Below are 11762 nucleotides of genomic sequence, written 5' to 3'. Positions count from 1 at the left end.
GGCGGGGGGCCCGGCAGGATCAGTGCCGCCACCGCCGGCCGGACGGCCCAGGGCCTTGTCTCTGGATCGTGCCGGGCCCGCGGGCTCTGTCCCGCCTACTGCGGTTTCGGCGGCCCTTCGATTCCCGGCAGGCCGTTCGCCAGCCACTTCTTGTACGACGTCATCCAGGGGCTGCCCGCGCCACCGGAGGTGTAGTCGAGCAGCACCTTGTTGACCCGGGCCACCAGGTCGTCGGCGCCCAGCTTCGTGGCCACGCCGTAGTACTCCTCGGTGAACGGGGTGCCCTTGAGCTGCACGGCCGGATCCTGGGCGGCCTGGCCGGCGGCCAGCGCGTTGTCCGTGACGATCGCGTCCACCTCGCCCAGCTGGAGCCGCACCAGGCAGTCCAGCTGGTTGGGGACGGTCAGCTGGTCCTCGTCGGCCGGGGTGCCGTCGTGCTCGTCCTCGAAGACGGCGCCGTACGACTTCTTCTTCAGCTCGTCGTACGCCGTGGAGCCCTCGGCGGTGCAGATCCGCTTGCCGGCCAGCGTGGAGTTGTAGCCGGTGATCGAGTGGTCCTCCTTGGCGGCGAGGACCTGCTGGCCGGCCAGGAAGTAGGGGGTGGAGAACGAGACGTCGCGCAGCCGGGCGCAGTTGATCGTCATCGTCCGCACGACGACGTCGACCTTGTCGTTCTCCAGCGCCTCGATGCGCTGGTTGGTCGGGATCGCCCGGAAGATCACCTTGTTCTCGTCGCCGAGGACGGCCTTGGCGATGGCCCGCACCAGGTCGATGTCGAAGCCCTCCAGCTTCCCGGTCTCCGGGTCACGGAAACCCCACTGGAAGCTGTTCTGGTCGACGCCCGCGATGAGCTTGCCGCGCTCCTTGATCCGCCTGACCGCCTCGCCGTCCACCTCGGACGGCGGGACGCTGGCCAGCGGGTCCTTGCAGGAATCGGCCCGCGTCTGGAGGGCGTTCAGCGCGCCCGGCCCCGTCGCCTGGGGGCCGAACACGTCGTCGCCGTCGTGGGAGAGCGGCAGCAGGGTCAGCGACGCCGTCACCGCGCAGGCGGCGGCCATGGCGCTCACCCCGCCCCAGCCGCGCAGCCGGCGCAGCGGGCCGCGGCCCGTCCTCGGGTCCTTCGCTGTCATCGCTTCCCCTGTCACCGGAACTCCGAGAGCCTGCGGTTGACCCCGACGATGGCCGCGACCGCGCCCAGCACGGCCAGGACCACCGCGCCGACCGGCAGGCCGCCCAGGGCGCCGCGCCCGTCCTCCGCGGCCCGGGTGAAGTCGCTCTGTTCGTGGTCGAGCGCCTTGCGCAGGGCCTCGTCCACCTTCGTGAAGGACTCGCCCGTGGAGTTCTTCTGGCCGATGATCTGCTCCAGGGCGGTGTCGTAGTCGCCGCTGTCGTCGGCCTTGCGGGCGGTCCGGTGGCGGCCCTGCCACTCGGTGACCGCCTTGGCGGCCGAGGCCACCGGCTTGCCGCCCTCGGTGTCACCGGTGTCCTCGGCGAGCTTCGCCGCCTCGGCCAGTTCCTCGCCGAGCGCCTTCATGCCCGCGGTGTAGTCCGTCTCGTACTTGTCGCTCTTGCCGTCGGCGGTGAGCACCGCGCCCCGGGCGACCACCGTGAGGTTCTCGTCGGCGCGCGCCTTCAGCGAGTCGATGCGCGCCCGGTTCAGCACGTCCATGGACCGCTGCCCGTGCGAATCGGCCTGGGCCAGGTCGGAGCGGGCCACCGTGTGCCCCACCGCCAGCCACAGCAGCAGCACCGTCGCCGCGGCCGTCGCGGCCAGCAGACCGTGGTTGAACACCCGGTTCGTCCGGCGGTAGTTGCGCCGCTGCGCCCAGAACAGCACCGCCAGCGCGACGATTCCGATGCCCAGCGAGAAGAACGGCCGGGCCCGCGCGGAGTGCTGGTCCCGGTCGAGCCGGCCGGTCTCCGCCTCGTACAGCCGCTCGGCGGCCGGCAGCAGCTGGCCGGACATCTGCTGGTTCGCGTACCGCAGGTAGGCGCCGCCCAGCGGCAGGCCCTGCCGGTTGGTGGCGCGGGCGCGCTCGATCAGACCCGTGTAGCGCGGCAGTCCCTCGTTGAGCGTGGTGATCTCGCGGCCGGACGCCGAGGAGGTGTCCGTGTTCGCCGCGGCCTTCACCAGCAGGCGGGACGCCTCCTCGATGTCCTTCACATACTGGTCGTGCACCGCGCGCGGCTCCCGCGGACCGGCCAGGAAGCCGCTCGCCGCCGCCGCGTCCGCGTCCGCCAGCGAGCGGTAGATGCCCGCCGCGTCCGCACTGAGCGGCTGGCTGCGCTCCACCACGTCGTTGGCCGAGGCCGCGCGGTCGTTGATCTCGACCGCCGCCACCGCCCCGAACGCCAGGACCAGGAGCGCCAGTACGGCCCCGATGATCCGGAGCCTGCCCGGTTCGGTGGTCGCCGCGGCACGCAGCAACTCGACCGCGACCGCCCGGCCGCCGCGCTGCGGCGGCACGGGTACGGCCGCCGGCGCGGGTGGCTGCTCCGGCGCGCTGTGCGGCGCCCGGCGCACACTCGGCGGGTGTGTCACTCGACCTCCCCCTCGGTCACTGACGGCGGCCCGCCCCCCGGCCGATCGGGGGACTGGTACCCGGCCAGAAGTATGGCCGCAGGGACCGGTACACACATCCAGAACGCCTGGATCGAGCACCGGGCCCGTGGTGCGGCCGAACGTGGCCGGCCGCGGTCAACAGCAATTCGATCAAGACCTGCGCCGTTGATCAAGGCGAACGGCACGATCCCCCACCGGCCGTCCTCCCCACCCTTCAACACGTCCGGGCCGACCGATCGGTTCCCGTACGCGCGAGGGCGCCCCACAACCCGAAGGCTACGGGACGCCCCTGCCGCCCATCCGTCAGGCGTACTGCGCACGCAGCCTGGTGTGCACCTCGGGCTCCGCACGCGTGTGGTCCAGGCCCAGGAGACCGGCGCCCAGCACGGGGGACTCCCGCACCACCCGCACCACCGCCTTCGGGGCCCGCTCCGCGAGGAGTCCGGCGATCCGGGCGTCCAACTGCGGGTGCCGGGCCGCCAGTACGCTGCCGCCCAGGACCACCGGGGCCTCCTCACCGAGCAGCCCCAGGCGGGACAGCGCGACCGAGGCCAGCGCCACGACCTCCTCGGCCAGCCGGTCCACCAGGGCCCGCGCCACCGGGTCGCCGGCCGCGCTCGTCGCGAAGAGCACCGGCGTCAGCTCGTGCCGGCGCTCCGGCGCGATGCGGCCCAGGTGCAGCGCCTCGATCAGCGCGTACATCGAACCGAGCCCGAAGTGCGCGGGGAGCGCGCGGGCCAGCTCCGTCGGCTCGCCGCGCCCGTCCTCGGCCCGCGAGGCGAACCACATCGCCTCCTCGGACAGACCCGAACCGCCGCCCCAGTCACCGGAGATCCGGCCTATCGCGGGGAAGCGGGCGGTCCGCCCGTCCGGCACCATGCCGACGCAGTTGATCCCCGCGCCGCACACCACGGCCACCCCGCGCGGCTCGTCCACCCCGGCCCGCAGGATCGCGAAGGTGTCGTTGCGCACCTCGACCGTGCGGCCCCAGCCGCGCGCGCCGAGCGCCTCGGTCAGCTGCTCCTCCTCGACCGGCAGATCGGCGTTGGCGAGGCAGGCGGACACATGGGCGACCGCCCCGGTGTCCACGCCGGCCGAGGCCAGCACCCGCTCCACCGCCGCGCCGAGCACGTCCACCGCCGTACCGATACCGACCACGGGCGGCTGGAAGCCGCCGCCCCTGGCCGTGGACAGCACCGTGCCGTCCGCACCGATGAGTGCCACATCGGTCTTGCTGTTCCCCGCGTCGATCGCGAGGACCGAACCGTTCACGCCCACGGGAGGTGCTCCCGGTTGTGCGCGATCAGCTTGTCGGTGAGCGCCTCGGCGTACTCGAACTGGCCGATCAGGGGGTGCGCGAGCAGCGCCTTGAACACCCGGTCCCGGCCGCCGTGCAGCGCGGCCTGGAGCGCGAGGTGCTCGTACGCCGTGACGTTGGCGATCAGCCCCGCGTACATCGGGTCCAGGGCCGGCACGGCGAGCGGCGTCGCACCCGAGGCGTCGACCTTCGCCTGCACCTCGATCACCGCGTCGTCCGGCAGGAACGGCAGGGTGCCGTTGTTGTACGTGTTCACCACCTGGTGCGAGGAGCCGCTGCCGCCGAGCAGGCCGGCGGCGAGGTCCACGGCGGCCTCCGAGTAGAAGGCGCCGCCGCGCTTGGCGAGCAGCGCGGGCTTCTCGGCCAGCTCCGGATCGCCGTACATCGCCAGGAGTTCCTTCTCCATGGCGGCGACCTCGGCCGCCCGCGAGGGCTTGGTGCCCATCTCGCGCACGACCTGGTCGTGCGCGTAGAAGTAGCGCAGGTAGTACGAGGGGACGACGCCGAGGCGGTCCACGATCGCGCGCGGCATGTGCAGGTCGTCCGCGATGGCGTCGCCGTGTTCGGCGATCAGCCGAGGCAGGACGTCCTCGCCCTCGGGGCCGCCGAGGCGCACCCCCAGCTCCCACGTCAGGTGGTTGAGCCCGACGTGGTCGAGGTGCACCTCGCCGGGGGTCACGTCCAGGAGCGCGGCGAACTTGCGCTGGAAGCCGATCGCCACGTTGCACAGGCCGACGGCCTTGTGGCCGGCCTGGAGCAGCGCGCGGGTGACGATGCCCACCGGGTTGGTGAAGTCGATGATCCAGGCGTCCGGGTTGGTGCGCCGGACCCGTTCCGCGATGTCCAGGACGACCGGGACGGTGCGCAGGGCCTTGGCGAGGCCGCCGGCCCCGGTGGTCTCCTGGCCGACGCAGCCGCACTCCAGCGGCCAGGTCTCGTCCCGGTTGCGGGCGGCCTGGCCGCCGACGCGCAGCTGGAGCAGGACGGCGTCGGCGCCGGCGACTCCCGCGTCGACGTCCGATGTGGTGACGATGCGTCCCGGGTGGCCCTGCCTGGCGAAGATCCGCCGGGCGAGGCCGCCCACGAGTTCGAGCCGGTCGGCGGCCGGGTCGACGAGGACCAGCTCCTCGACCGGCAGCGTGTCACGCAGCCGGGCGAATCCGTCGATCAGTTCAGGGGTGTAGGTGGACCCGCCACCCACTACTGCGAGCTTCATGAATCAGCCCTTTACTCCGGTCAGTGTGACGCCCTCGACAAAGGCCTTCTGTGCGAAGAAGAAGACGACGATCACAGGGGCCATGACCAGAACGGTCGCGGCCATGGTCAGGTTCCAGTCGGTGTGGTGTGCGCCCTTGAAGGACTCCAGTCCGTAACTCAGGGTCCAGGCCGCCGGGTTCTCGGAGGCGTAGATCTGCGGGCCGAAGTAGTCGTTCCAGGCGTAGAAGAACTGGAAGAGGGCGACCGCGGCGATGCCCGGCTTGGCCATCGGCACCACGACGCGCAGCAGGGTGCGCAGTTCGCCGCAGCCGTCGACCTTCGCCGCGTCGAGGTACTCGTCGGGGATGGTCAGCAGGAACTGCCGCAGCAGGAAGATGGAGAACGCGTCACCGAAGGCCATCGGGATGATCAGCGGCCACAGCGTGCCGGACAGGTCCAGCTGCTTGGCCCAGAACAGGTACATCGGGATGACCACGACCTGCGGCGGCAGCATCATCATCGAGATGACGAGCATCAGCGACAGACGCCGCCCGCGGAAGCGGAACTTGGCGAGCGCGTACGCCACCGGCAGCGAGGAGACCACCGTCAGGACGGTGCCCGCGCCCGCGTACAGCAGGGTGTTCCTCCACCAGGTCAGAAAGCCCGGGGTGTCGAACACCTTCTTGTAGTTGGCCCACTCGAAGGGGTGCGGCCACAGGTCACGGGTGAGTGCCTGCTGGTCGCTCATCAGTGAGGTGAGCAGGAGGAAGACGAACGGCAGCACGAAGAAGAGGGCGGCCGCCACGCCGAGCGCGTGCACGGCGATCCAGTGCAGCAGCGCCTTGCGGCGTGCGACACGCCGGGCCGGGGTGTCGGGGTCGTTCGCCGGGCCCGCGGTCTTCGGGATGTCGAGAACCTGCGCCACGTCACTCACCTGCCTGGATCAGTCCGCTGCGGCGCCGCATCAGCAGTGCGGTGAACGCCATGGCGAGGACGAAGAGAACGAGCGCGACCACACAGGCGGAGCCGTAGTCGAAGCGCTGGAAACCGAGGTTGTAGACGAGCTGCGGAAGCGTGAGTGTCGATTTGTCGGGATAGCCCGGTTCGAACTGCTGGCCCGAGCCGCCCATCACACCCGACGCGACCTTCCCGGCCACCAGGGGCTGGGTGTAGTACTGCATCGTCTGGATGATGCCGGTGACCACGGCGAACATGATGATCGGCGAGATGTTCGGCAGCGTGACGTAGCGGAACCGGTGGTATGCGGTCGCCCCGTCCAGCTCCGCCGCCTCGTACTGCTCCTTGGGTACGTCGAGCAGCGCGGCCATGAAGATCACCATCAGGTCGCCCACCCCCCACACCGCGAGGGCGGTCAGCGCCGGCTTGGACCAGGTCGCGTCGGTGAACCAGCCCGGGGTCCCCATCCCGAGGTCACCGAGGATCGAGTTGACCGGCCCGGTGCCGGGGTTGAGCAGGAAGACGAAGCCCAGCGTGGCGGCGACCGGAGGCGCCAGGTACGGCAGGTAGAACAGCGTCCGGAAGACCCCCGTGCCCGTCTTGATCTTGGTGATCAGCAGCCCGACACCGAGCCCGAAGACCACCCGGCAGGCGACCATGACCACGACCAGCCACAGCGTGTTGCGCAGCGCCGGCCAGAACAGCGGGTAGTCGTTGAAGACGAACGACCAGTTCTTCAGGCCGCTGAACTCGGGGGCGGCGAACCCGTCGTAGCTGGTGAAGGAGAAGTAGAGCGTGGAGATCAGCGGGTAGGCGAAGAAGACGCAGAACCCGATCAGCCACGGCGACATGAAGGCCGCCGTCCGAAGCGCCGACCTGCGGCGCTTCGAACGGAGTGTGTACGTGCTCATCGTGGCGGCTCTACTTCGCCTGGGCGATCGCCGCGTCGATTTCCTTCGCGGTCTTCTCCAGGCCGGCCGCGATGTCCTTCTGCTTGCCCTTCTCGACGTCGAAGCCGAGGTTCTGGAGGGAGACCAGGTACGCGCCGCCGTTCACCGAGGGCGGGGTGGTCGTGGACTTCGGGTTCGCCGCGATGTCCAGGAAGGTCTTGAAGCGCGGGTCGTACTTCAGCCTCGGCGACTTCAGCGCCTCCAGCGTGGAGGGCACGTTGTTGATCGCATTGGCGAAGTCCACCACCGCGTCGGTGTCGGTCGTCATGAACTTCACCAGCTCCCACGCGGCGTTCTGCTTGCCGGACGTCGCCGCGATCCCGGCGATGGTGCCGGTCAGATAGCCCTTGCCGTAGGTGTCGGCCTCGTCGTCGGCGACGGGCATCGGGGCCACGCCGATCTCGAACTTCGGCTTGGTCTCCTCGGCCATGCCGAGCCGCCACTCGCCGTCCAGCTGCATGGCCACCTGGCCGGTGTGGAAGGGGTGCTTGGCGCCCCACTCGTCACCGAAGCCGGTCCGGAACTTCTCCAGCTTCTCGTAGCCGCCGAGCGAGTCGACCAGCTTCTTCTGGTTCGTCAGCATCGAGGCGAACGCCGGGTCCTTGGCGATGTTCGACTTGCCGTCCGCGTCGAAGTAGGCCGGATTCCAGCCGCCGAGGTAGTGCTCGGTGGTGGACTCGTAGCCGTGGTAGTTCGGCATGAAGCCCAGCTGCTCGTACGAGTCGCCCTTGGCCTTCGTCAGCTTCTTCGCGTCGGCCGCGAACTCCGACCAGGTCTTCGGCGGGTTCGCGATGCCGGCCGCCTCGAACGCGTCCTTGTTGTAGTACAGCCCGTACGCGTCACCCAGCAGCGGCACCGTGCAGCGCACCCCGTCGAACTGGGTGTACTCGTTCATCGCCTTCGGGAAGGTGGTGTCCGGGTCGATGCCGTCCTTCTTCAGGAACGGGTTGAGGTCCACGAACGCCTTCGAGGAGCAGAACTTGCCCACGTTGTTCGTGGTGAACGAGGACACCACGTCCGGCGCCTTGGAACCACCGGCGCGCAGCGCCTGGTTGATCTTGTCGTCGGTCATGTTGCCGACGACCTTCACATGGATGTTGGGGTGCGCCTTCTCGAAGGCGGCGATCGTCGCCTCGATCCCCTTCACCTCGCCCGGCGCGCTCCAGCCGTGCCAGAAGGTGATGGTCGTGTCCTTGGACGCGTCATCGCTGGCACCGGAGCTGCTCTGCCCGGTACAGGCGGAGGCGAACAGGGCTATCGCGGCGGTCGCGGCGAGTGCGGCGGCCGGCTTCCGGCGGTTTCCGGACATGGTGGTGTCTCCCGGTGAAGGGGTGGGCAGGAAGGACGGAACGTGTACGGGGAAGCGGGGGGCGTGAGGGGTCAGCGCGAGGTGTCGAACACTTCGTCGCGGGTGGTGGCGAGCGCGCTCTCCAGCGCGCCGCGCAGAACGGGCCGGTCGGTGACGTCACCGGCGATCAGCCGGGGCCTGGACGCCGCGAGCTGGGCCAGCTCCGCGGCGACCCGGGCGCGCAGCGGCTCGGCGCCGGCCGAGAACAGCTCGCCGGACAGGACCACGATCTCCGGGTCGAGCACGGCGACCATGGAGGCGAGACCGGTCGCCAGGCCGGTGGCGAACAGGTCGAGCAGCCGGCCGTGCGGCCCGCCCTCCTCCTCGCCGTCCGCCACGGCCCCGGCGGCCCGGCCGACCAGTACGGCGGCGATCTCGTGATGGGTGCCACTGCCGCGCACCGCCTCGTCCTCGATGCCGAGTTCCCGGGCCAGCCGGGCGAGCACCTGGGCGCCGGCCAGCTCCTGGAAGCCGCCCGCGTTGGCCTTGGTGACCTGGCGGACCAGCGGCGCCCCCGGCACCGGCAGGAAGCCGACCTCGCCGGCGCCCCCGGTGAAGCCGCGGTGCAGCCGGCCGTTGATGACGAGTGCGGCGCCCAGCCCCTCCTCGTTCCACAGCAGGACGAAGTCGTCGTGGCCCCGGGCCGCGCCGAGCCGCTGTTCGGCCACCGCGACGAGGTTCACGTCGTTCTCGTACTCCACCGGCATCGGCAGCACGGCCGCCAGCTCGTCCAGCAGGGTGGGGGAGTGCCAGCCGGGCAGGTGCGAGGCGTAGCGCAGCCGGCCCGTGCCCGGGTCGAAGGCGCCGGGGGTGCCGATGACCACCCGGTGCACGTCGGACCGGGTCAGTCCGGCGTCCTTGACCGCCCCGTCCAGCGCCCCGGTCACCTGCCGCACGACGCTGTCGGCGCGCCGCCCGGGGGTGCGCAGCTCGAACCTGCCCACCGTCTCGCCGGTCACGTCGGCGACGGCGGCGACGATCCGGTGGGCGTTCACGTCGAGCCCGGCCACATGGGCGGCCGAGGCGTTGACGGCGTACAGCTGGGCGTTGGGTCCGGGGCGCCCGGCGGCGGTCCCGGTGGCGACGACGAGCCCGGCGGCTTCGAGGCGGGCCAGGAGCTGGGAGGCGGTGGGCTTGGAGAGGCCGGTGAGCTTCCCGATCCTGGTCCGCGAGAGGGGGCCGTGCTCCAGCAGCAGATCGAGGGCGGCCCGGTCGTTCATGGCGCGCAGAACGCGGGGGGTGCCCGGCGTGGTTCCGGCCATGATCTCTGCCACCTGCCCTCTGTTAGGAAAGTTTCCTATTCGGTGAGAGGACCGTAGGGCGCCCGCCACCGGGGCGTCAATGGGCGGCACCCCGGTGGCAACCAAAGCGTTACCTGAGCGGAGACGGAACCGGCCGGGACCCGTGCGGGCCCCGGCCGGGGAGTGTCACTTCGCGATGTTCGGCGGCGGGATCGGGGTGGCCGCGAGCGACTGCGGCGAGGTGGCCGACGCGTACGCCGAGGGGGCGGCCATCCCGGCCGTGGGATCGCCGGCCGCGTCCTCGTCCGGGGCGGCGGCCACCATGGTGATGCCCGCCTCGTCCAGGGCCCTCTTGATGCGCCAGCGCAGCTCGCGCTCCACGCCCACGGCCTGCCCCGGCATCGTCTTGGCGCTCACCCGGACCGTCATCGACTCCAGCAGCACGGTGTCCAGGCCGAGGATCTCCACCGGGCCCCACAGGCGCTCGGTCCACGGGTCCTCCTTGGCCATCTCCTGGGCGGCCTCGGTGATCACCGCACGGATCCGCTCCAGGTCCTCCGTGGGCCGCACCTGCACGTCGACATTGGCCGTGGACCAGCCCTGGCTGAGGTTGCCGATCCGCTTGACCTCGCCGTTGCGTACGTACCAGATCGCGCCGTTCTCGCCGCGCAGCTTGGTGACGCGCAGGCCGACCTCGACGACCTCGCCGGAGGCCACGCCCGCGTCGATCGTGTCGCCGACGCCGTACTGGTCCTCCAGGATCATGAAGACCCCGGACAGGAAGTCGGTGACCAGGTTGCGGGCGCCGAAACCGAGCGCGACGCCGGCGACCCCGGCGGAGGCGAGCAGCGGGGCCAGGTTGATCTGGAAGGCGCCGAGGATCATCAGCGCCGCGGTGCCCAGGATCAGGAACGAGGCCACCGAACGGAGTACCGAGCCGATCGCCTCCGAGCGCTGGCGGCGGCGCTCCGCGTTGACCAGCAGGCTGCCGAGCGCGGTGGCCTGGACCGCCTGGGCGCTGCGGTTCATCCGTTCTATGAACTTGCTCAGGGCGCGGCGGACCAGATGGCGCAGCACGACCGCGACGGCCGCGATGAGGATGATCCGCAGTCCGGTGTTCAGCCAGGTGGACCAGTTCTCCTCCACCCAGCCCGCGGCGTTGCCCGCCTGCTTGGCGGCTTCGTCCAGCGAGCCTCCGGGCTCCGGTGACGGGGCTGCGGCCAACAGGGCGGACAGGGACACGGTGAGACCTCCAGGGGGGAGCGCTGAGCGGGGGAGCGCTGAACGACCACACTAACGGGGCATCGTCCGTGCTCCGTTGCCGTGACCGGGGGGAGAGACACGACTCACCCGGGGATACGGAACGCATAAGGAAACCGGTCGGAAGCGGTGCGTGTGGCGAAGCGCACACCGGGCGCGGGAGGGGCGGCGAACGGCGTCACAAGCGCCTGTTCCGGGGTGTCCGCACGGCCCGGGGCCCCCGTGCGGACGAAAAACCTTCCGGCCCGTTGCCCGTACGTGGTGGCGCTTCGACCAGGCAGGAGGGGAAACTGAGATCGGATCGTCCCGGCGCGAGCCACGCGCCGCCGGCGTACAAGGAGGCATCACCCGTGCCGCATGTCCTGGTTCTCAACGCGTCGTACGAGCCGCTCGGCGTCGTACCGCTCCGCCGCGCGCTCGTTCTCGTCCTGGAGAACAAGGCCATCTGCCTGGAGGAATCCGGCGCCTTCATGCACAGCGCCACCCGTGCCGTCCCGGCCCCCAGCGTCGTCCGTCTCAAACGGTTCGTCCGCGTCCCCTACCGGGGGCCGGTGCCGCTGACCCGGCGGGCGCTGTTCGCCAGGGACGGAGGGCGCTGCATGTACTGCGGCGCCGCCGCGACCAGCGTCGACCACGTCATTCCGCGCAGCCGCGGCGGACAGCACGCCTGGGACAACGTGGTGGCGGCCTGCCGCCGCTGCAACCACGTCAAGGCCGACCGCCATCTGCCCGAGCTCGGCTGGCGGCTGCACCAGCAGCCCGCCCCGCCCACCGGGCTCGCCTGGCGGATCATCGGCACCGGGCATCGCGACCCGCGCTGGCTGCCCTACCTGCAACCCTTCGGCGCGGACGACGCGATGGCCCGGATCGACGGCATCTCAGCCTGAGAACCCGGGCCCGCGTCGTCTTCGGGCCCTGTCACCGGCCG

General features: G+C 71.1%; 10 protein-coding genes. 1 reads left to right on the top strand and 9 read right to left on the bottom strand.

Annotation, left to right across the window (positions count from 1 at the left end; genetic code table 11):
* Positions 1 to 95: 95 nt before the first annotated feature.
* From P8A18_RS10340 to P8A18_RS10300, 9 genes are all read right to left on the bottom strand, one after another.
* Entirely contained in the window at positions 96 to 1130 is a 1035-nt protein-coding gene (locus tag P8A18_RS10340) for a glutamate ABC transporter substrate-binding protein (RefSeq protein ID WP_306053604.1), read from the bottom strand.
* Between the two features lie 11 nt (positions 1131 to 1141).
* Positions 1142 to 2542, bottom strand: coding sequence for a GlnX family signal transduction membrane protein (locus P8A18_RS10335; RefSeq protein WP_371933656.1), 1401 nt, complete (start codon positions 2540 to 2542; stop codon positions 1142 to 1144).
* A gap of 324 nt (positions 2543 to 2866) precedes the next feature.
* Positions 2867 to 3841 (bottom strand): N-acetylglucosamine kinase, encoded by a 975-nt coding sequence (locus P8A18_RS10330; RefSeq protein WP_306053603.1) that lies wholly within the window; start codon positions 3839 to 3841, stop codon positions 2867 to 2869.
* The gene (locus P8A18_RS10325; protein ID WP_026249848.1) at positions 3832 to 5097 is read right to left on the bottom strand and encodes a 6-phospho-beta-glucosidase; all 1266 of its coding nucleotides are present in this window, start codon (positions 5095 to 5097) and stop codon (positions 3832 to 3834) included. Before P8A18_RS10325 ends, P8A18_RS10330 begins: the two co-directional genes overlap by 10 nt.
* A 3-nt stretch (positions 5098 to 5100) precedes the next feature.
* Complete coding sequence (locus P8A18_RS10320; RefSeq protein ID WP_306053601.1) at positions 5101 to 6003, bottom strand: carbohydrate ABC transporter permease; 903 nt, start codon at positions 6001 to 6003, stop codon at positions 5101 to 5103.
* Position 6004: 1 nt separating this feature from the next.
* Positions 6005 to 6946, bottom strand: a complete 942-nt coding sequence (locus P8A18_RS10315; RefSeq protein WP_306053600.1) for a carbohydrate ABC transporter permease — start codon at positions 6944 to 6946, stop codon at positions 6005 to 6007.
* 10 nt (positions 6947 to 6956) lie between these two features.
* Positions 6957 to 8294, bottom strand: coding sequence for an ABC transporter substrate-binding protein (locus tag P8A18_RS10310; RefSeq protein ID WP_306053598.1), 1338 nt, complete (start codon positions 8292 to 8294; stop codon positions 6957 to 6959).
* A gap of 71 nt (positions 8295 to 8365) precedes the next feature.
* Positions 8366 to 9595, bottom strand: coding sequence for an ROK family transcriptional regulator (locus P8A18_RS10305; protein ID WP_306053597.1), 1230 nt, complete (start codon positions 9593 to 9595; stop codon positions 8366 to 8368).
* A gap of 165 nt (positions 9596 to 9760) precedes the next feature.
* Entirely contained in the window at positions 9761 to 10816 is a 1056-nt protein-coding gene (locus P8A18_RS10300) for a mechanosensitive ion channel family protein (RefSeq protein ID WP_306053596.1), read from the bottom strand.
* A 368-nt stretch (positions 10817 to 11184) separates the two neighbouring features.
* Between P8A18_RS10300 and P8A18_RS10295 the strand changes: the two genes are divergently transcribed.
* The gene (locus tag P8A18_RS10295) at positions 11185 to 11721 is read left to right on the top strand and encodes an HNH endonuclease (RefSeq protein ID WP_018552807.1); all 537 of its coding nucleotides are present in this window, start codon (positions 11185 to 11187) and stop codon (positions 11719 to 11721) included.
* Positions 11722 to 11762 lie beyond the last annotated feature (41 nt).

The sequence above is a fragment of the Streptomyces sp. Mut1 genome (genome assembly GCF_030719295.1).
Classification (GTDB): domain Bacteria; phylum Actinomycetota; class Actinomycetes; order Streptomycetales; family Streptomycetaceae; genus Streptomyces; species Streptomyces castrisilvae.
Note: the sequence above shows the minus strand (reverse complement) of the source record. Positions and strands in the feature narration are given on the sequence as shown.

Coding starts and splice junctions, on each gene's coding strand:
- P8A18_RS10305 (WP_306053597.1), bottom strand. CDS start 9,595: ATGGCCGGAACCACGCCGGGCACCCCCCGCGTTCTGCGCGCCATGAAC.
- P8A18_RS10340 (WP_306053604.1), bottom strand. CDS start 1,130: ATGACAGCGAAGGACCCGAGGACGGGCCGCGGCCCGCTGCGCCGGCTG.
- P8A18_RS10315 (WP_306053600.1), bottom strand. CDS start 6,946: ATGAGCACGTACACACTCCGTTCGAAGCGCCGCAGGTCGGCGCTTCGG.
- P8A18_RS10310 (WP_306053598.1), bottom strand. CDS start 8,294: ATGTCCGGAAACCGCCGGAAGCCGGCCGCCGCACTCGCCGCGACCGCC.
- P8A18_RS10325 (WP_026249848.1), bottom strand. CDS start 5,097: ATGAAGCTCGCAGTAGTGGGTGGCGGGTCCACCTACACCCCTGAACTG.